Genomic DNA, 21,280 nt, shown 5'->3' with positions numbered 1-21,280 from the left:
TTACACTGTAAAGCCGATGATTATTTATATTCATATCATTTCCAACCGTTAGGCACAATAACATGATATTGTCATTTAAACTAATGATGTTATGCACTTTAAAAAAGCTTTATTTTTCTCTTCAAGGTTTTGTTCTTATTTAATTAAATACTAATTTCACAATTCCAAAAACAATTCAACGGCACTAACTTTATCTTATACCAAATAAAGCTCCTGTGTTCCGTTATTCGAAATTTCAAAAACTAATTATTTAAAAAAAATAATTTAGTAGGAAAGTAATAATATATGATTTTATCTGTTTAAAACATGGATTAAATTATTAGTGACATTACATTTCTTGTAATTGAATTTACCTTAATCTTTAGAGGAATCATACTTAAGAAACAAAAAACATACTATTAACAACAATAAATGGGATCGCCGAAAACCATAAAGAGTAGGTCAATATTAAATAAACAAAAACAAAATGAAATCGTTCTGCCTCACAATCTCCCTACTATTCATTACACTTTGCTCACAAGCTCAAAATGCCCCATCAATAGCAACTAAAAACCCTTTCCCAACAATCAGTACTTTGACTGCATGGGCTAGTTATAATTCACAAGAAAAATTCAATCTTGACATCAGAAGTCTTGGTTTTAAATTTGAAGAAAAATCAGTTGAAACGGCATCAACTGCCTATACTTATATCAGGAAAGTTTCGGTGGACAACATCAACTATACGGACAGAATCGTTTACAGAATCGCTAACGATAACTCAGCAAGCATAATTTCATTGGTTACCGCTTCTACCGATTTAGTTTCTTTTTACACTCCACAATTGACAGGTTATAAAACAGGAAAATGTGACAACGAAATGTCAAAAGACAAGAAAACAACTTGTACTTGTTATGACAATGGTAAATTCAACATCGATGTATGTGACGAAAGGGTAAAACTTACGATGGGTGACGGAAATAATTATTTTATTTCGGTTGCTAAAAAATAAAAAAACAATGTGGTAGGTACGTTTCCATACAACTACAAAAAACCCATAAAAAATCCGTCTCATTCAACAACGAGACGGATTTTTAATTTTGTAAAAAAGGTTTTTTTATAAATTTGGATTTTTCATTTCATATGAAGTTAATATTTGTTTTTTATTGGAATATGGTATCGCCATTCTTCATTCAAATTTACGATTTGGAATCATGGTGATTTCATACCAAACTTCTTCTTCTCCATCGTATTCAAAGGAATTGACATAATGCATTCCCAGTTTTCCCAGTATATGTCTTGAACCTTTATTTCCTGCATCTGCGTAAGCATAAAGAACTTCCACTTTCATTTCATTAAAGGCAAAATCAACAAAAGCCAATCCAGCTTCGGTAGCATACCCTTTCCCCCAATGCTTTTGTATAAAACGATACCCTATCTCATAAAAATTTTGATGATTATTGATAGTCTCTTTAATCAATTTTATACCGGACCAGCCAATAAATTCATTGGTTTTCTTAAGGATTACAGCCCAACGACCAATACCGTTATCTACATATTGCTTTCTTATATTTTCGATCATTAGCCTACTTTCATCAATATGCTTTACAGGCTTATTTCCTAAAAAACGATGCACTTCAGGATTCGAATCCAATTCGAACATTCCTTCATCATCTGAAGCAATCATTTCCCTTAATATCAACCTTTCGGTTTCTATATAGGATTTCATTAATTTAAATTTAAAATATAACGTTTGATTACCTCCGCAACTCCATGATCATTATTGGAAGCGACAATTAAATCGGCTTTATCTCTTAATTCTGGAGTCACATTGTCCACCCAAACACCTAAACCAGCATATTCAACCATTGTCAAATCATTTCCTGCATTTCCAACAGCAATAATTTCACTTTGATGAATATCTAATTTCTCAGCCAATTTTTTCAGACTGTAGGCTTTATCTATTCCCTGTTGGGCGACTTCAAGAAAGAAAGGCTTTGACATCGACACACTTAAATGTGGCATGGCCAGTTTCAAATCATCTTCAACCGTTTTTAGATAGGATGGTTCTTCAAGCAGAATACATTTCACAGCATTCGATTGTACAGCGCCCTTAAAGCTCACTACTTTATTATGTGCCAAACCTGTAATATGTTTTTCAATATCTATATATTCCGAATCGGTTTCACTGACAATTTCATCATTTACATAAGTAATGATATGTGTTTTGCTTTTTAAACTATAGTCATACAATTCATGGATTTGTTCCTTGGTCAAGGTTTGCTCAAAAAGAACTTTATCTTCTTTCAGATCTGTAATTACAGCTCCATTGTAGGATAGCATAAATGAATTATAATAGTCCATTTTCAATTCTTTAGCATAAGCTGTCATCGCAGAAGTGGGCCTTCCTGATGCCAAAACCACATATACTCCCAATTCCTGGGCTTTAAAAATCATTTCTTTATTCTCATCTGATATGGTATGGTCGTCGGTCAACAACGTGTCATCCATATCCAAAACAAGCATTTTGTATTTCACTTCTTTCATTATATAAATTTTCGGCTAATAAATTATAAATTAATAAATTACAATTATTATGCCATTAAAAAACCCTGACACTAATAAGTCTCAAGGTTTAAAAAAAATCATTCTATTCAATTAGATATTCAACCTAAATTCTTCGATAACCGGATTTGCTTTTGCAAAATCAGTTTCTTGGATAAAAACCTCAACAGCTGCGTCTAAGTTTGGAAAACCTGACATTCTAGCCGATTGAACATTATTTTTAACTGTAGTTTCCACTCCAACGGCTTCAATTTTTTCTTGTAAAGCCAATGCCAAAATTTCACTTCCCGAAAATACTTTCATTAATCCCATGATGCTTTTATTTTTTTAAATTATTATTATATCAAATCATTAAACTAAAAGCACCTTAAAACCTGTCCGTTCGGAGTTCTGCTTCCTGCCTTCTGATTTATTGTTAATTTTTTACTCCTCCTCGTCATCATCAATTTCTTCGTCTTCTTCTTCAAAATCATCTACGTCTGGATTTACTGATTCTTCTTCTTCCAAATCCTCCTCGTCTTCGTCATACTCTTCCTCAAAATCAAAAACATAAGGCTCCAACAACATTTTATCGGCCAAGATTTCAATTCGTTCGGTCAATTGGTCAGTAAAAATAATACGTTGCGTTTTGGCAATACTATTTGAGATTCGCATGATTTTTGTTTCATGACGCAATTTCAAAATCGGGTCTGCATCATCAAGAATGAACATTCTCAATCGATTTACATTATATCCCGCTGTGGTAAACATATCACTCAATTTATTTGGAGTACCTATAAGAACATCAATACCTGTCGAAATATAGTTCTTATCATATTCCATATCGCCTTTATCATGAACACCATATACTCTCAAATTGGTAAATTTTCCAAACTTCTCAAAAAGTTCTTCCATTTCAAGAACCTTAGTTTTGTCTTCGACGATAATTAAGGCACGAGGTGATTCTTCTCCTTCACAAACCAATTGCTGAATTACATTCATCACAATAGTTGTTGATTTTCCCGAACCTTTTGGCGAAACAATAATTGCATCTGCACCACTTTTTATAGTCGAAAAAGTTTCTTTTTGCATCTCATTAGCTTCAGTCAACCCGCTATCAATTAAGGCTTCTTGCAATACTTGATTTATTTTCTTTAGTTTCATTTTTTTTTAGTAATTAGGCATAAGACATAAGCCAAAAGCTAATGAATTATTACATAAAATATTCTTGTTTTTTTATTCTACTTTATTTACTGGCAAAAGCTTTAACATCACTTTCGGAAATTTCGTTTCCACCAAGGATAATTAAGCGTTCTACCACGTTTCTTAATTCACGAATATTACCCGTCCAATCGTATTCTTGCAATAAACGAATGGCTTCTACTGAAAAATGCTTTACCGCATTACCTTGTTCGATTGCAATTTTATTTGTAAAATGCTCAATCAAAGAAGGAATATCTTCCCTCCTATCATTTAAGGAAGGAACTTTTATGAGAATTACAGCCAAACGATGGTATAAATCTTCTCTAAAACGGCCTTCTGCAATTTCAGTTTTTAAATCTTTATTGGTGGCAGCTATAACACGCACATCAATTTTTATATCACTGTCTGCTCCTACTCTTGTTATGATTCCTTCTTGTAAAGCTCTCAAAACTTTGGCTTGGGCTGACAAACTCATATCCCCAATTTCATCCAGAAAAATTGTCCCTTTATTGGCTGCTTCAAATTTTCCTGCGCGATCTTTTACCGCCGATGTAAAAGCGCCTTTTGTATGGCCAAACAATTCACTCTCTATCAATTCACTTGGTATTGCGGCACAATTCACTTCTACCATTGGAGCGCTGGAACGATCGCTTTTGTCATGCAACTGATGGGCAACCAATTCTTTTCCGGTTCCATTTGGTCCGGTAATCAAAACTCTTGCATCGGTTTTAGCTACTTTATCAATCATGACTTTCACCAGATTGATTGGTTCGCTATCTCCAACTATTTCATATTTTTTACTGACTTTCTTCTTCAGAATTTTATTCTCAACAACCAGTTTTTTCTTGTCCAATGCATTTCGGACAGTATTTAGCAATCGGTTTAAATCAGGTGGTTTTGAAATATAATCAAAAGCCCCAAGACGCATGGTATTGATTGCCGTTTCCATATCACCATGCCCTGATATCATTACGATGGGAATTTCGGTATCGATCTTTTTTACGGCTTCAAGCAATTCAACGCCATCCATTTTTGGCATTTTTATGTCACATAAAACCAAATCATAGTCGTTTTCTTTTATTTTTTCAAGTCCTATAACACCATCTTCGGCTACATCAACTTCATAAGACTCATTTTCTTCGCAAAGTATTTTGGCTAATACTCTCCTGATGGCTTCTTCGTCTTCGATAATTAGAATTTTCGACATAAATAACTTTTTTATTTTGGCTTTATAACTTAACTATTCAAATAACCTTTAATATTTTAACCATTTATACAACTCTTTCCAACTCGGCTTTTTTCCATACATCAAAATTCCAACACGGTAAATTTTGGCAGCAAACCAAACTACACCAAAAAACGTGGCGAACAACAAAGATACGGAAATTGCAATTTGCCACCACGGTACTCCAAAAGGAATACGCATTAACATTACTATTGGTGATGTTAATGGTATCATTGAAAAAACTACTGCTATAGTTCCATGGGGATCGTTAATAACCGTAAAAAAACCAATATAAACACTAAGCATCAATGGCATTATAATAGGCAAAAGAAATTGTTGCGAATCAGTTTGATTGTCTACAGCAGCCCCAATTGCGGCATAAAAAGAGCTATAGAGAAAATATCCTCCAATAAAATAAACCACAAAACTGATCAAAATACTGGCGATAGGCAGATTCCATAATTCTTTGATATACATTTGGGCAGTTCCTGAAAATTCTTGCTGAGCAACATGCATCATTTCTGGAGAAACTCTAGACGTTGGACCGATATTGACACCAAAAAATGCAGAGGCAGCAAACATCAATGACAAACCGATAACAGTCCAAATTAAAAATTGCAGTAAACCTGCCAATGAAGTTCCGATAATTTTTCCCATCATAAGTTGAAAGGGTTTCACCGAGGAAATGATAATTTCTACAATACGATTCGTTTTTTCTTCGATTACAGAGCGCATTACCATATTCCCATAAATGATTATGAACATCATGATAAGATAACCAAAAGCACCACCTATTGCAATTTTTATTTCGTTAAGCCCCTTGATACTTTCTTCACCAGATGCTTTAGAAAGATTTAAAACCACTTCGGCCTTGGCTCCTTTTATTGCCAAAGTGTCCAAATGCGCCATTTCGAGATTATTTTTGGTCAACTTATCGGCAATAATTCCTTGGGCTTTCTCGATAAAAATAATACTAGGACTATTATTGGAAATCAATTGAATTTTATTTTCCAAATCTTTGTTACTTGTCGTCTTTGGAATATAAAGTAAGGCTTCAAAATCTTCTTTAGCAATACTGTCTTTAAGAGCCTGAACATCAATTGCCGACAAATCCAAGTATCTGTATTCACTGTCTTTATTATTCTGAGCTACAAACTCGTTGACAAACAAACCCGATTCATCATGAATTGCAATACGTTTTGTTTCGGCTTTCATAGAGCTTAAATACGCAACAAAACCAGCAATCGCAACAAACAGCAACGGACTTAAAAAAGTCATGACAACAAATGACTTATTGCGAACTTTGGCAATAAACTCTCTTTTTATGATTAATGAAATAATGCTCATTTATATAGATTATTCGATTTTTAGATTATTTGATCATTCGATAGATGGATTGTTGGATTGTTGATTTTTAATCGAAAAGTATAAAAATCCAATTAATCTATCCTGTTACTGTTTGAATAAAAATATCATTCACGCTTGGAATTTTTTCGACAAAATGCATAACCTGACCGCGTTGAGACAAGACATTCAGCAATTCGTTTGGTGTGGCATTCCCAAGTTGGATTTCCAATTTTATTTCATCATTCAAGGATTTAAAATTGGCTTGGCCTACTTTAAATTTTTGGGTAATGTCAAACATCAAGCCTTCTACATTGTCAGACAGGATACCAACTTCAAAACTATTGGTCTTGAATTTTCTTTTTACATCAATCAGCTTGCCTTCTATTAGCTTATTCGATTTGTGGATGAGTGCAATATGGTCACACAGCTCTTCCACACTTTCCATTCTATGGGTAGAAAAAATAATCGTGGCACCTTCATCTCTCAATGCCAAAATTTCGTCTTTGATAACATTGGCATTTACAGGATCGAATCCGGAAAAAGGCTCGTCAAAAATCAATAATTTTGGTTTGTGCAAAACACAAACCACAAACTGGATTTTTTGCGCCATTCCTTTCGACAATTCTTGAATTTTTTTATTCCACCACCCTTGAATCCCCAAGCGATCAAACCAATATTCGAGTTGTTTTTTGGCTTCGGCTTTGGACAATCCTTTCATTTGTGCCAAATACAAACATTGCTCGCCTACTTTCATAGTGCTGTACAAACCTCTTTCTTCAGGAAGATATCCAATGTGTTGTATGTGTTTGGGTTGAAGCTTTTCACCATCAAGGATGATTTCGCCACTGTCTGGCATCGTAATTTGGTTGATAATTCGAATTAGTGAAGTTTTTCCTGCTCCATTTGGGCCTAAAAGCCCATATATACTTCCTTTAGGAACGGTCAATGAAACTTCGTTAAGCGCTACATAATCACCATATTGCTTTACGACTTTATTTACTTCAAGTATATTACTCATGCTGTTTTTTTAATTGGCGTAAAAGTAAATAATTTCGAGCCTAAATTCTCTTAATTATACATTAAAAAACCCATCCTTAACGAATAAAGGATGGGTTTGTATTTTATTGTTTCTAAAAGTTATGAAAACATATCTTTCACTTTTTCGAAAAATGATTTTTCCGATTTCTCCGGGTTTGGAGTAAAGTTATCATCTGTTAGCGCTTTTTCAAAAAACTGTTTTTGCTCTTTGTTTAAAGTTTTTGGAGTCCAAACATTTACATGTACAAGTAAATCTCCACTTCCGTAACCATTGATACTTGGAATACCTTTTCCTTTTAATCTCAAGATTTTTCCAGATTGAATTCCTTCTTCCAGTTTGATTCTTACTTTTCCGTTTACGGCATCAATATCTTTTGAAATTCCAAGAACGGCTTCTGCGAAACTAATATATAAATCGTAGTGCAGGTTTTCACCTTCACGTTTCAAGAATTCATGCTCAATTTCTTCAATAACAACAATCAAATCTCCCGGAACACTGTTTCCTGGAGCATCATTTCCTTTACCGGAAACTTTTAATTGCATTCCGTCCACAACACCTGCTGGAATTTTTATAGAAACGGTTTCGTCTTCTACAACCATTCCTTGAGAATCGGCATTGCTTGGTTTTTTGTCCAAAATTTGACCAGAACCACCACAAGTAGGACAAGTTGAAGCCGATTGCATTCTACCCAAAATCGTGTTGGTAACTCTCATTACCTGACCTTGACCATTGCACGTTGAACACGTTTTATAGCTTACACCCTGAGCTTGAACTTTACGTTTAACTTTTACTTTTTTCTCAACACCATTGGCGATTTCTTCCAGAGTTAATTTTACTTTAATACGCAAATTACTTCCTTTTACGCGACGAGGACCTCCGCCTCCGCCTCCGCCAAATCCACCAAATCCACCACCGAAAATATCTCCAAATTGACTAAAGATATCATCCATATTCATTCCGCCATGACCTCCGCCAAATCCTCCGGAACCGTCAAATGCTTGATGACCATATTGATCGTATTTTGCTTTTTTGGCAGGATCACTCAATACTTCATAAGCTTCGGCAGCTAATTTGAACTTTTCCTCTGCCTCTTTGTCGCCAGGATTCTTGTCAGGATGGTATTTCAATGCACTTTTTCTGTATGCCTTTTTAATTTCAGCAGCATCTGCACCTTTTGAAATGCCTAATATTTCGTAAAAATCTTTTTTCATAATAATTTAAAGTAAATTCCAAATTTTAATCCCGAAGGTTTCAGGATCAAATTCCAACCGTTCAACACATTAGAATTTAGGATTTGCAATTTGATTTTTTAGTTACCAATTACCACTTTTGGGAAACGAATAATTTTATCGCCTAGTTTGTATCCTTTTTCAAGAACATCCACAATTTTCCCTTTCATTTTGTCTGATGCCGCTGGAATTTGAGTAATTGCTTCAGCAAAATCAGCATCAAATGCATCACCCGCTTTAACATCAACTTGCTCTAATCCTTTGGCCACCAACGTTCCTTTCAGTTTTTCATGAATCAATTCTACGCCTTTGGCTAACAATTCATCTTCCGATTTGTTGATTTCAACCATTGCTCTGTCAAAATCATCCAGTACAGGTAACATAGCAAGCAAAACTTCTTGATTAGCTGTTTTAAACAGCTCAATTCTTTCTTTTGTAGTACGTCTTTTGTAATTTTCAAATTCAGCAAATAATCTCAAAAACTTATCTTTTTCTTTGGCTAAGTCTTGTGCTAATTGCTCTTCAACACTTAATTCTTCAATAATAAGTTGCTCACCATTTGCATTATTCTCTAATGTCACATCATCTATTTCTTGATCGAATTCTGTATTTTCTGTAGTCATATTACTTTTATTTTTAAAAAAATTCTTAAACATAGTTTTATTCATTAGATTCGATTGCAAAAGTACTGCCAAAACTTATAAAATGTCAAATTGTCATCTTTTTTTAAGAATAAAATTTTTCCAAAGAAAATATCATCTAATCTTAGACAAAACTTTAATATAATTTTAAGACTATTACGTTATAGTTTTGTTTAATTTTGGAACAGATTTTTATTCACTCCCCCAAGGATACAACTCTCAAATATTGAAAGTAAGGTTGTTTTCTATATAATTATTAATTCACTATTGCCTTATATCAAAAAAAGCTTCGTTTCTAGTTAACGAAGCTTTTTTTTATTTTAAAAAGACAACCTTATTTTAATCGAATACTCCATTCAAAATCCATTTCGGAAACCTGAACACCTTCTTCATTAGTTCCAATAGATTTCATCCAAAACGTTTGACCTTCACCAGTGGCAATTGCCTTTTGAATTGCTTCTTCTATTAAATGGCCATCTTGGCACTCAAAAGTGATTCGGCCCGTCGCTTTCTTGGAAAAATTAGATTTATTATTAGCCACAAGCATCGATATTTTCTTTCCGCTTTGCTGAATTTTATCAATTACCATTGCTCCTGTTGTCAACTCGGCAGCCATCGCTTGTACGGCAAAATACATAGAATTAAAAGGATTTTGATTAATCCATCTGTGCTTTACGGTTACCACACATTTATCTTTATCTATAGATTTAACTCTAACCCCGCAAATAAAAGCAGAAGGCAATTTGAAAAATATGAATCGATTTAATTTAGATACTGTTAATTCCATGGGATACATTTTTTTGCTAAAATACAAAAAATACTATGCGTACATATAAAAAACCACAATTAGTTTATTCTACCTCTTTTCATCCAATCCAAAATAATTCTACTTTCAATTAAATTATTACTTTCTCAAATCTTTGGGCGTGCCACCACTAGAAAAAGGGGCTAAACAATAGGAACACATATAGAGCCCCTTTCTCTAGCGCTGTCAGGCTATCCGCGCTACTTCGGTAGCTAGCTCTTATCCTTCACGCTCACTGCTATCAACGTCATAGAGTAACCCAAGTCAATAAATCACTCTTAAATGATGTAATTTTCTTTCAAAATAATCATTTTTTGTTAATACTATGTTAATATACACTACTATGCGATACAAGATACTCTCTTTTGGACATATATTTGTATAAGAAATTACTAGGTAAGTCATTTAATCAATTTCTGTCATCAATCATCACCCGAGGCGTAGCCGAATTGTTTGGAGCGTAGCGGAAAAAATCAAAAAACGTAATCAAAAAATCAAAAAAAATGGAAACTTCAACCGAAAGAAACATTGCCGCATTTACACACTTGAGCACTTTTAGCCAATATATTATTCCGTTTGGAAATTATATATTTCCAATTATCCTTTGGACATCCAAAAAAGAGCAATCGGAATTTGTTGACCACAATGGTAAACAAGCTTTGAATTTTCAATTGAGTATTTTAATTTACTCTTTGGTATTAGCCATGATTGCCATTCCGGTATTTTTATATACCGTTTTGAAAAACATTTCATTCAATGATTTGGTAAACAACAACGATATTATTTTTGAAAATTTTGATTATGGTAACAGCATCGGAATTTTGACAGTGGGTGTTTTAGCACTTTTTGTATTTGCCTGTATGAAAATAGCCGAATTCTTTTTAGTCATTTATGCTTCAATCAAAGCATCTAATGGAGAGGAATATAGCTATCCTTTGACAATATCTTTCCTTAAATAATAAAGCATCATGCTCAAATCAGCATTGAATTAAATATAGAAACATAATATCACAAAATAAATTAATCATTCAATCATCAATCAAAAATGAACAGTTTCATCAACAAATCTAATCAACTCAAATTAAAAAATTATGAACATTGAAAACACAAAAGCCCAGATGCGTAAAGGTGTTCTTGAGTTTTGTATCTTATCCGTATTAAAAGAGAAAGACGCTTATACCTCAGAAATATTAGACACTTTGAAAAACGCTAAATTGTTGGTCGTGGAGGGAACCATTTATCCGCTCTTAACTCGATTAAAAAATGACGGATTGCTCAACTATCGTTGGGAAGAATCCACATCGGGACCACCTAGAAAATATTATGGTTTGACAGAAATTGGACAAACCTTTTTAAGAGAACTAGATGGCACATGGACGGAATTGTCCGATGCCGTAAACCTAATAACCAACCAAAAATAATAGTCATGAACAAAACTGTAAATATAAATCTAGGCGGAATGTTCTTCCATATTGATGAAGATGCATACCAAAAATTAACCCGTTATTTTGACGCCATAAAACGATCGTTGTCAAAATCATCTGGACAGGAAGAAATCATCAAAGATATCGAAATGAGAGTTTCGGAATTATTGACAGAAAAACAAAAAACAGAAAAACACGTAGTTACAATTAGAGAAGTAGACGAAGTTATTTCCGTTATGGGACAACCTGAGGATTACATTATCGAAGAAGATGGTCCAACTTCAAATGACAACAGAGACTTTTCAGCTCCTAGACATACTAAAAAATTATACCGTGACAAAGAAAACGGAATGATTGGTGGTGTTGCCACAGGTTTAGGACATTATTTTGGAATTGATGCCGTTTGGTTAAAAATCATGTTCTTAATATTTGTTTTTGCTGGATTTGGAACTGGAATTTTAGCATACATTATCCTTTGGATCGTAACTCCAGAAGCGATAACAACATCTGAAAAACTAGAAATGACAGGAGAGCCTGTTACAATTTCAAATATTGAAAAGAAGGTTCGTGAGGAGTTCGAAAATGTTTCAGGGAAAATAAAAAATGCTGATTACGATAAATTTGGAAATCAAGTTAAGTCAGGAGCTGAAAAAATAGGAAGCGGTCTAGGAGATTTCATCATGACAGTTTTTAAAATTTTTGCCAAATTCTTAGGAGTGATTTTAATAATGTCTGGTTTAGCCGTATTAGTTATGCTTTTCATTGGGGTTTTCACATTGGGGACTAGCGTCTCTATGAATTTTCCTTGGCAAAGTTTTGTGGAAGCTGGTAATTTTACCGATTATCCAATCTGGTCTTTTGGTCTATTAATGTTCCTTGCTGTTGGTATTCCTTTCTTTTTCATGACTTTATTAGGCTTTAAATTATTGGCCCCTAATATGAATTCTATTGGAAATATTGCAAAATACACACTATTAGCCCTTTGGTTAATCGCTGTTTCAATTGCAATTTCAATAGGAATAAAACAAGCCACTGCATTTGCCGTAAACGGTAGATCGGTTCAAAAAGAGACACTTAATCTAAAACCAACAGATACACTTCTAATTAAATTCAAACACAATGATTATTTTGCAAAGAATGTAAATGATCGAAATGATTTTATGATTACAAAAGATTCATCGAATAATGATATTATTTACTCAAATCAAGTGAGTATCAGAATTGAAAAATCGGATGAAAAGTATGCTTATCTTCAAATCGAAAAAGAAGCCAAAGGAAAATCATTGTCTGAAGCTAAGAAAAGAGCTGATGCTATTAGATACAGCTATAAAATTGTGGGTAATCAATTGATATTTGACAACTATTTAATCACCGATTTGAAAAACAAATTTCGCGATCAGGAAATCGAAATCACTGTGTTTCTACCAAAAGGCACCTTATTGAAACCTGACGAATCTATGTCAAATTATGACCGTACAGATGGTGATTCCTTTTTGTGGCATGCTGATTCAACTAATGAAATTTTCAGAGTAGAGGACAACAAAATAAAATGTATCAATTGTCCTGAAGATGACAATGATGATAGCGATGATAATGACAATGACAATGAAACTAATGTAACCATCACTAAAAACGGTGTTACTATTGAAAGTGATTCTGTTGTTAAAACAAAAAAAGAATTTAAAGAATTGAAAATCAACAAAGACGGTATAATCATTAAAACTGAATAAGTAAAAATGAAAACCATTCAATCTTTTGCAGTACTTATTTTTGGATTATCTGCCTTGGCTGTTAATGCTCAAAACAAACTTACAATTGAATGTAAACCGCAGCATCCGCTGAAAGAGAAAATCAATGAACAACAATACAGTTTGAATTTTGATTTTGTTATAGAAAACCAATCAACGGATAGCCTTAAATTAACCAGGCTAGAGATATCTGTTTTTGACAAACAAAACAAGCTTATCCAACAAAAATTTTTGGATAATAATGGTACAGCCCCAAGTATAAACACTATTCCAAACATTGAATGGAATAGTGTTTCAAGAAAAATGCTTTTTAATCCTTTTCCAGATTTAAATAGTATGACTAATAAACTGGAATATACATTTGTTTTCAATGATAGTATTGAGATTAAAAAAGTAGTTATTCCTACAGATTATGAACAAAAGTCGGATTTTAATCTGCCTCTAAAAAACAAAATACTTGTGTATGACGGGCATGATTTTTATTCGCATCACAGGCGTTTTGACTACGAATTTGCTCCTATTAAACAATTAGGTTTTACTGGAAACTTCATGAGATACGCTTATGATTTTGTAGTAGTTGATTCTGAAGGAAAAAAGTTTCTTTCAAAGGGAGAAAACGACACAGACTGGTTTGGTTTTGGAACTGATGTTTTGGCTGTTGCCGATGGTGAAATTGCAGCTATCGAAACGAATAAAAAAGACGATAAAACTTTTGACATTCCATCATTAAAAGATAATCCATTAACTTTATATGGAAATTATATTGTTATAAAACACAATGATAATTTGTACAGTATATACGGACATCTAAAAAGTCAAAGTGCAATCGGAATGAAAGTGGGGAATAAAATAAAGAAAGGACAGAAAATTGCTTCTATTGGAACTTCTGGTAGTTCATTCTTTCCTCATCTGCATTTTGAAGTTCGAAATTCTATCAATCATCAGGCGGAAGGACTTCCATCCTATTTTAAAAATTATTATTTAATTCTTGGTTCAAACAAAAAAGAGGCAACAACACACACCATTACAACCGGTGATATTATTCAATCAAAATAAAATCAATAGCCATGATAAAAGTCATCACATTAATCACCCAATTTATTATTGTTGCATTAACAGCTTTGCTTTTTGGGTCATGCAATCAACTTGGAGAAATAAATGCCATTACAGGAAGCGGTCATGTAACTACAGAAAAAAGAACAGTTACTGGCGATTTTAAAAACGTAGAAGTAAGCAATGCTTTAGACCTTGTTATAGAACAATCAGACAAAACAGAAATCATTGTCGAAGCTGATGATAATTTACAGAAAGAAATCACCACAAAAGTAGAAAATGGAGTACTGGTTATTTCTTGTAAATTTGGTAACTACATCAATGTTTCTTCTAAAAAAATCACAGTAAAAATGCCTGTTATTGAAGGAATTGAAGCCTCATCTGCCTCATCTGTTAATTCTAATACTATACTAAAAGGAAGCAACCTTACTTTGGAGTCATCAAGTGCTGCCAATATTAACCTCACAGCCGAATATGAAAGTGTTCAATTGACAGGTAGTAGTGCAAGTAATCAAACCATCAAAGGAAAGGCATTACATATTGAAGTATCAGCTTCGAGCGCAAGTGTAATCAACACAACTGATTTAATGGCAAACGAAGTGGTCGCCAATTCATCCAGTGGTGGATCGATAACGGCTCATCCTATTGTAAACCTAAAAGCTGAGGCTTCCAGCGGTGGAAACATTACCTATAACGGAACACCAAAATCGATTCAAAAAGAAGAGAATTCAGGAGGAAGTATCCGTCAAGAATAAGTAACTCAATCTTAAAAACATTCACTAACAACGAATGTTTTTTTTTAATTAAAAATCATAATTATTAACCATTAATTTACTACTAATAATACAGACGTTCACACATAAAATCATCAATCAAATCAATCACATCATGAGAAAAAATCAATTCAAAGCTAGTTTTTTAGCTTTAGTTTTAGGAGGCATGTGTCTTCAGGCACAGGAACAGTCCACCACAGCGGGAGCGAGTGTTAAGCCAACATCAAAGTATAACTATCACGATGCTTTTGCTCCCAACTTTTACACTAAAAATGGTACTGACACACATTCAGCCAGCGGACAGCCTGGAGCAAAATATTGGCAAAATAAAGCCGATTATCAATTAACTGCTACCTTGAATGAGAAAAATAACGAAATTATTGCCACGGAAATTTTAACCTATACTAACAATAGTCCTGACAAAATTTCTTTTTTATGGATGAACGTTGATCAAAATTTGTATAAAAACAACTCACGAGGAAAAGCAGTAATTCCTGTAATTGGTAACCGTAATGGAGACAAAGGACAAATATTTGACGGGGGACATAAAATAAAATCAATAAAAGTAGTTACGCTTCAAAATGGCAAAACCGTTGAGAAAGTAGTACAATTTGAGATAATCGATACCCGAATGCAGGTTTTTCTTCCACAGGATCTAAATCCAAATGGAGGAACTATAAAACTTAAAATGGAGTTTTCATTTATTTCTCCAGATTTTGGCTCAAACAGAATGGGTGTGTTGGAAACAAAAAACGGAAAAATCTTCACTATGGCGCAATGGTATCCGAGAATGTGCGTTTATGATGATGTTAAGGGATGGAACAGCTTACCCTATCTTGGTTCTGGTGAATTTTATCTTGAGTATGGCGATTTTGATGTTACAATTACAGCTCCCTCAAATCACATCGTTGTTTGCTCTGGTGAATTGACAAACCCTTCCGAAGTATATACCCCTGAACAACAAAAACGTTGGGCTACTGCATCACAAAGTGACAAAACAGTAATCATCCGTTCGACAGAAGAAGTTTCCAATACAACTTCAAGACCTACCGGAAAATCTACATTGAACTGGCATTTTAAAATTAAAAACGCACGTGATGTTTCATGGGCCTCTTCATCGGCATTTATTATTGATGCTGCAAAAATCAATTTGCCAAGCGGTAAAAAATCATTAGCCATTTCTGCATACCCCATTGAAAGCTCAGGACAGGAAGCTTGGAGTCGTGCCACTGAATACACAAAATCATCAATAGAAAATTACTCTAAACGCTGGTTTGAATATCCTTACCCTACAGCTGTTAATGTAGCCGGCAACGAGGCTGGAATGGAATATCCCGGAATCATTTTTTGCGATTGGAAATCAAAAGGTGAAGATTTATGGAGCGTAACCGATCATGAATTTGGTCATGGCTGGTTCCCTATGATTGTAGGTTCTAACGAACGTTTATTTGCCTGGATGGACGAAGGATTCAACACCTTTATCAACACACTAAGCTCTGATGATTTCAATAACGGAGAATACAAATCCCGTCCGAGGAACTTGCAAAAAAAGGCTAAAGTACTATTCAAACCCGAATTAGAGCCTATTATGACTGCACCAGACGGAATGAAGGAAGGAAATATGGGAATATTGGCATACGAAAAACCGGCTTCGGGATTAACTGTCTTACGCGAACAGGTATTAGGGGAAGACCGTTTCGACAAGGCTTTTAGAACTTACACAGAGCGTTGGGCCTTTAAACACCCAACACCAGATGACTTTTTTCGAACAATGGAGAACGTTTCCGGAGAAGATCTTAATTGGTTTTGGAGATCTTGGTTCGTAAATAATTGGCAATTGGATCAAGGAATTACAAAAATCAAATATTTTAAAAACGATCCTAAGTTAGGCGCAATTATTTCAATCGAAAATTTAGAAAAAATGGCTATGCCAGTTGTTTTGGAAATTAAAACCAAAAGTGGTGCCATTAGTCGCGTACAACTTCCTGTAGAAATTTGGCAACGCAATACAACATGGGCATTTAAGAACGCCTCTACCGAAGAAATTGATACCATTACCATAGACCCTGATCACGTTTTTCCTGATATAAATACAGCAAATAATGTTTGGAGTGCTGACAAAAGTGAGTTAGAGAAAGCAGTAATTTTAGATAGTTATTTAGGTAACTACACAAGTAAACAACTTCCTGTAAAGCTAAGTTTCACTGAAGAAAACGGAACTCTTACAGGAACACCTGAAGAAGGTCAGGGTTCAGCCATTTCTTTTGAAAGTATTGGTAAAGATAAATTTGGCTCTGAAAGAGAAGGTGGTATTGAAATTCAATTTAACGAAGCTAAAAATGAATTTACATTAAAAATAGAAAGTCAAAATTTCTTATTTACAAAGGCATAAAACTAAGTTCAACAGTGTAATCTAATCAAAATATCTAGTGTTACTCATGTAAATTCTGCTTTTATATCACAAAAAGTTAAAAACAGGATTGTTTATGAATCTAACATTGCCAATACTTATATAACCTGTTAGAATTATATTAAAATTCAAAAAATCATTCACCAAAAAGTGAGTGATTTTTTTATATTTGTACCAAACCCAAATTGTATAAAATGAAATATTCCTGCTTAATTGTATTTTTCTTACTTACAACAACAATGACCATTGGTCAGAATAAAGAAAAAATAAAAGGTTCCAAAATCGTTGTCGAAAAACCAAAAGAAATTGGAGATTTTACCGCATTGGAAATTGAAGACAACCTAACAGTTTTCTTGGAAAAAGGAGCAAAAAATGAAATTAAAATTGATGCTGACGACAATCTTCACGATAATATTTCTTTTGACATTAAAGAAAAAACACTTCGTATTTACACTTCTAAAGAAATCACTAGTTTCAAAAGATTGGTCGTAAAAATTACATACACCAATGATTTAAAATCGGTCGTTGCCAAAAACGCGACTATTGTAAATGCACTTGAAGCCGTAATACTAGATGACATTACCTTTAGCTCATTGGATTTTGCAAAATTATACTTGAATGTCAATTCGAAAAATTTTACGTTAATATCCGATGATAAATCTAAGATAGAATTGAATTTAAAAGCTGAAAAAGCTAAAATTCAACTAAGTAAAAATGCACAAATCAAAGCTCTGGCTACCACTACGGATATTGCATTTGATTTGTACCAAAAAGCCACAGCAACAATAGAAGGAGAAGCCACCAACGCAGTTATTCGACAAGATAATAATACTGTATTTACTGGTTTCAACTTCACTGTAAAAAATACTGATGTTACTACCGAAGGCAGTGCCATATGCAATCTAATGGCCGATACTTCACTAATAATTGACGCAAATCATACATCCAAAATCTACTTGCTTGGCACTCCAAAAATAGAGGTAAGAAAGTTTCTGGGCGAAGCTCAATTGATAAAAAAAGCGAAGTAATCCCAAAGTTGGGTTTTAGTCACAGTTTTCAGTCCATAAAAAAAGTCCCAACTTAAAAAATTGGGACTTTTCATTTTATAAAGAAAAAATTTAATCTTTAGAAGCCAAATATCTTTCAGCATCAAGAGCCGCCATACAACCAGTACCTGCAGCTGTTATTGCTTGACGGTACACATGATCTGCTGCATCTCCCGCTACAAATACACCATTTACATTAGTTTTTGAAGTTCCTGGTGTATTTACAATATAACCAGTCTCATCTAAAGTTAAATAGTCTTTGAAGATTTCAGTATTCGGTTGGTGTCCAATCGCTACGAAGAAACCTGTAGCTGGAATATCAAACACTTCTCCAGTAGTTTTGTTTCTTGCTTTCACAGCAGTTACCACTTGTTCGTCTCCCAATACATCTACTGTATCGTGATTCATTAAGATGGTAATATTTTCCGTTTTACGAACACGTGCTTCCATAATTTTAGAAGCTCTAAACTTTTCGCTACGAACTAACATTGTTACTTTAGAACATAATTTAGACAAATAATGAGCCTCTTCGCAAGCTGAATCTCCTGCTCCAACAATCACAACTTCTTGATTTCTATAAAAGAATCCGTCACATACTGCACAAGCCGAAACTCCACCACCCATTTTCAAGTAATGTTGCTCTGATGCAATATTCAAATATTTAGCAGAAGCTCCTGTAGAAATAATCACAGTTTCACAATGCAATTCAATTTTATCATTGATCCAAACTTTGTGGATATCTCCAGAGAAATCTACTTTGGTGGCCCAACCATCACGGATATCAGCACCAAAACGTTGTGCTTGACTTTGCAACTGGACCATCATTTCTGGGCCTGTAACACCATCAACATACCCAGGAAAGTTTTCTACTTCATTAGTCGTGGTCAATTGACCTCCTGGTTGCATTCCTTGGTATAACACAGGATTCATGTTGGCTCTTGCTGCATATATCGCTGCAGTATAACCTGCTGGCCCAGAACCTATAATAAGGCATTTAATTTTTTCTATTGTATCCGACATATTTTTGATTTTTGAATTGCAAATGTAATCTTTATTCTAAAAAATACACACTCAAATAAATTCAAAAAACTGATGCCGAAATAAATTTTAATTATTTTACAAAATCACTTTGAAAAGCAGAAATAAACCTTATATTTGCACTCGAATTACGGGGTGTAGCGTAGCTCGGTTATCGCGCCTGCTTTGGGAGCAGGAGGCCGCAGGTTCGAATCCTGCCACCCCGACTAAAGAGCCTTTCAAAGGCAGTCAAAACCCCTTAAATCGTATGATTTAAGGGGTTTTTCTTTTTATTCAACTCCAAAATATTCAAGTTATATCAAAGAAAATGGGACCTATTCGGCTACCCATTTTCTTTTTTTACCTTTAGGCCCCAAAAATCATTTTAATATTTTAAAAATCAGTCAGTTGTACTCAAATTTTGACATTTGATGCTTCTCAAATTATGCAGTTTTTCAAAAGAAAATTCAGCTTTCTTGGGACCCATTTAATGTGCAATTGATCTGTAACATTAAATTTTTGAGATATGAAAACAGCAGGAATTACATTCGGGGTCCTCTTTTACCTAAAGACCCAAAAAACCACGATCCAAGGTTCGGCTCCTATCTGTGCCCGAGTAACCGTAAATGGAAAACGGACTGAGATTTCTGTCAAGCGTTCCGTTAAGGCAGCCGAATGGGATGAAAGAAAAGGCATGGCTAAGGGAAACCGCAAAGAAATTACTGAACTCAACATTTTTCTTAACCAATTCAAGGCAAAAATCATAAATACCTATCAGCAGATGCTACTGAATGATGCTGCTATAGACGGCCCTGCGATACGCGACCGGGTAATGGGCACGGACAACACAACTCCAACACTAATGGCACTGATTGAATATCATAATGAACAGCAGATGAATAAACTTGCTCCGGGAACCATGAAGAATTACCATACCACGCAACGGTATGTAAAAACATTCCTGAGGGAGAAACTCTACAGAAATGATATTGTCCTTTCGCAGCTTAAATACAAATTTATTCTGGATTTTGAACGCTATCTATTTAATTATGTTCCCAAGGATCACCAGAAGCCGCTTAATAACAACGGCATCATGAAGCATATCGAAAGGCTGCGAAAAATGATAAATATGGCTGTCAAGCTGGATTGGCTTGCTAAAGATCCTTTTGCCAGCTTCAAAAAACATTTTGACAAAGTAGAACGGCATTCATTGAACGGTAAAGAACTTGCATCGCTGGTAGATAAAGAATTTACTATCGAAAGGTTGAGAAATGTTCGGGATATGTTTCTGTTCAGCTGTTATACGGGTCTTTCGTATATTGAACTCGCTGAACTAACTCCAAACAAGATTGTTACAGGTATAGACGGTGGTCTATGGATATCTACAAGCAGGGCAAAGACAGACACAGGAGTACGTGTGCCTTTACTTCCTCAGGCGACAGATTTAATGGAAAAATACCGTGATGATCCCAGGGCACTGAATAACGGCACGGTATTTCCCGTAATTTCAAACCAGCGAATGAACGGATACCTTAAAGAGATCGCTGACATTAGTGGTATAACTAAAACACTAACCTTTCATATCGCTCGCCATACTTTTGCAACGACCGTTACTCTGAGTAACGGCGTACCTATTGAGAGTGTATCTAAAATGCTGGGACATACAAGCATTCGCACCACTCAAATCTATGCTAAGGTGGTTGAACAAAAACTCAGTGAGGATATGCGCAAACTTGAACAGCGGATGTTTACTCATTTATTAGACGATTGAAAGCATGGATATTTTGACAAAGGCAGTTT

At 34.4% G+C, this 21,280-nt stretch carries 20 protein-coding genes and 1 tRNA gene; 10 read left to right on the top strand and 11 right to left on the bottom strand.

Translation table 11 applies throughout. From position 1 onward, the window contains the following. The first annotated feature begins 466 nt into the window (after positions 1-466). Positions 467-988: a hypothetical protein gene (locus HQN62_RS06915; protein WP_116795874.1), complete on the top strand. Its 522-nt coding sequence runs from the start codon at positions 467-469 to the stop codon at positions 986-988. Between the two features lie 177 nt (positions 989-1,165). On the opposite strand, the gene HQN62_RS06910 is transcribed toward HQN62_RS06915, so the two are convergent. The 10 genes from HQN62_RS06910 to HQN62_RS06865 all read right to left on the bottom strand — a co-directional run bounded on the left by HQN62_RS06910 (position 1,166) and on the right by HQN62_RS06865 (position 9,991). Then, positions 1,166-1,705: a GNAT family N-acetyltransferase gene (locus HQN62_RS06910; protein WP_173503804.1), complete on the bottom strand. Its 540-nt coding sequence runs from the start codon at positions 1,703-1,705 to the stop codon at positions 1,166-1,168. Next, positions 1,705-2,523: a Cof-type HAD-IIB family hydrolase gene (locus tag HQN62_RS06905; protein ID WP_254454492.1), complete on the bottom strand. Its 819-nt coding sequence runs from the start codon at positions 2,521-2,523 to the stop codon at positions 1,705-1,707. The genes HQN62_RS06910 and HQN62_RS06905 overlap by 1 nt, the downstream gene beginning before the upstream one ends. 111 nt (positions 2,524-2,634) lie before the next feature. Continuing rightward, positions 2,635-2,853 carry a putative signal transducing protein gene (locus tag HQN62_RS06900; protein WP_111409502.1) on the bottom strand — a complete coding sequence of 73 codons (219 nt, stop codon included), beginning with the start codon at positions 2,851-2,853 and terminating at the stop codon, positions 2,635-2,637. 111 nt (positions 2,854-2,964) lie between these two features. Next, positions 2,965-3,684 (bottom strand): DEAD/DEAH box helicase, encoded by a 720-nt coding sequence (locus tag HQN62_RS06895; protein WP_116795877.1) that lies wholly within the window; start codon positions 3,682-3,684, stop codon positions 2,965-2,967. Between the two features lie 82 nt (positions 3,685-3,766). Further along, positions 3,767-4,930 carry a sigma-54-dependent transcriptional regulator gene (locus tag HQN62_RS06890; RefSeq protein ID WP_116795878.1) on the bottom strand — a complete coding sequence of 388 codons (1,164 nt, stop codon included), beginning with the start codon at positions 4,928-4,930 and terminating at the stop codon, positions 3,767-3,769. Between the two features lie 48 nt (positions 4,931-4,978). Next, entirely contained in the window at positions 4,979-6,295 is a 1,317-nt protein-coding gene (locus HQN62_RS06885) for an ABC transporter permease (protein WP_173503803.1), read from the bottom strand. Between the two features lie 97 nt (positions 6,296-6,392). After that, entirely contained in the window at positions 6,393-7,313 is a 921-nt protein-coding gene (locus tag HQN62_RS06880; protein ID WP_173503802.1) for an ABC transporter ATP-binding protein, read from the bottom strand. A gap of 119 nt (positions 7,314-7,432) precedes the next feature. Then, positions 7,433-8,545, bottom strand: a complete 1,113-nt coding sequence (gene dnaJ / locus HQN62_RS06875) for a molecular chaperone DnaJ (RefSeq protein ID WP_173503801.1) — start codon at positions 8,543-8,545, stop codon at positions 7,433-7,435. 98 nt (positions 8,546-8,643) lie between these two features. Continuing rightward, on the bottom strand, positions 8,644-9,219 hold the full coding sequence (locus HQN62_RS06870) for a nucleotide exchange factor GrpE (protein ID WP_116798358.1): 576 nt from the start codon (positions 9,217-9,219) through the stop codon (positions 8,644-8,646). 319 nt (positions 9,220-9,538) lie between these two features. After that, the gene (locus HQN62_RS06865) at positions 9,539-9,991 is read right to left on the bottom strand and encodes a DUF4442 domain-containing protein (protein ID WP_116795882.1); all 453 of its coding nucleotides are present in this window, start codon (positions 9,989-9,991) and stop codon (positions 9,539-9,541) included. A 521-nt stretch (positions 9,992-10,512) separates the two neighbouring features. Here HQN62_RS06865 and HQN62_RS06860 point away from each other — a divergent pair. The 7 genes from HQN62_RS06860 to HQN62_RS06830 all read left to right on the top strand — a co-directional run bounded on the left by HQN62_RS06860 (position 10,513) and on the right by HQN62_RS06830 (position 18,445). Further along, complete coding sequence (locus HQN62_RS06860) at positions 10,513-10,968, top strand: DUF4870 domain-containing protein (protein WP_116795883.1); 456 nt, start codon at positions 10,513-10,515, stop codon at positions 10,966-10,968. A 132-nt stretch (positions 10,969-11,100) separates the two neighbouring features. After that, a complete protein-coding gene (locus tag HQN62_RS06855) occupies positions 11,101-11,430 on the top strand; it encodes a PadR family transcriptional regulator (RefSeq protein WP_111409468.1) in 330 nt (109 codons plus the stop codon). A gap of 5 nt (positions 11,431-11,435) precedes the next feature. After that, entirely contained in the window at positions 11,436-13,163 is a 1,728-nt protein-coding gene (locus tag HQN62_RS06850) for a PspC domain-containing protein (protein WP_173503800.1), read from the top strand. 6 nt (positions 13,164-13,169) lie between these two features. Next, on the top strand, positions 13,170-14,237 hold the full coding sequence (locus tag HQN62_RS06845) for a M23 family metallopeptidase (protein ID WP_173503799.1): 1,068 nt from the start codon (positions 13,170-13,172) through the stop codon (positions 14,235-14,237). An 11-nt stretch (positions 14,238-14,248) separates the two neighbouring features. Further along, the gene (locus tag HQN62_RS06840) at positions 14,249-14,989 is read left to right on the top strand and encodes a head GIN domain-containing protein (protein WP_173503798.1); all 741 of its coding nucleotides are present in this window, start codon (positions 14,249-14,251) and stop codon (positions 14,987-14,989) included. Between the two features lie 133 nt (positions 14,990-15,122). Continuing rightward, on the top strand, positions 15,123-17,399 hold the full coding sequence (locus HQN62_RS06835; protein ID WP_173503797.1) for a M1 family metallopeptidase: 2,277 nt from the start codon (positions 15,123-15,125) through the stop codon (positions 17,397-17,399). Positions 17,400-17,611: 212 nt separating this feature from the next. After that, complete coding sequence (locus HQN62_RS06830; RefSeq protein ID WP_173503796.1) at positions 17,612-18,445, top strand: GIN domain-containing protein; 834 nt, start codon at positions 17,612-17,614, stop codon at positions 18,443-18,445. Between the two features lie 90 nt (positions 18,446-18,535). On the opposite strand, the gene trxB is transcribed toward HQN62_RS06830, so the two are convergent. Then, positions 18,536-19,483 carry a thioredoxin-disulfide reductase gene (trxB, locus tag HQN62_RS06825; RefSeq protein ID WP_116795889.1) on the bottom strand — a complete coding sequence of 316 codons (948 nt, stop codon included), beginning with the start codon at positions 19,481-19,483 and terminating at the stop codon, positions 18,536-18,538. 149 nt (positions 19,484-19,632) lie between these two features. Between trxB and HQN62_RS06820 the strand changes: the two genes are divergently transcribed. Both HQN62_RS06820 and HQN62_RS06815 read left to right on the top strand, forming a co-directional pair. Beyond that, positions 19,633-19,707, top strand: a tRNA-Pro gene (locus HQN62_RS06820). 299 nt (positions 19,708-20,006) lie between these two features. After that, positions 20,007-21,251, top strand: coding sequence for a site-specific integrase (locus tag HQN62_RS06815; RefSeq protein ID WP_173503795.1), 1,245 nt, complete (start codon positions 20,007-20,009; stop codon positions 21,249-21,251). Positions 21,252-21,280 lie beyond the last annotated feature (29 nt).

Source organism: Flavobacterium sp. M31R6 (assembly GCF_013284035.1).
Lineage (GTDB): Bacteria > Bacteroidota > Bacteroidia > Flavobacteriales > Flavobacteriaceae > Flavobacterium.
This window is presented reverse-complemented; position numbering and strand designations above follow the sequence as displayed.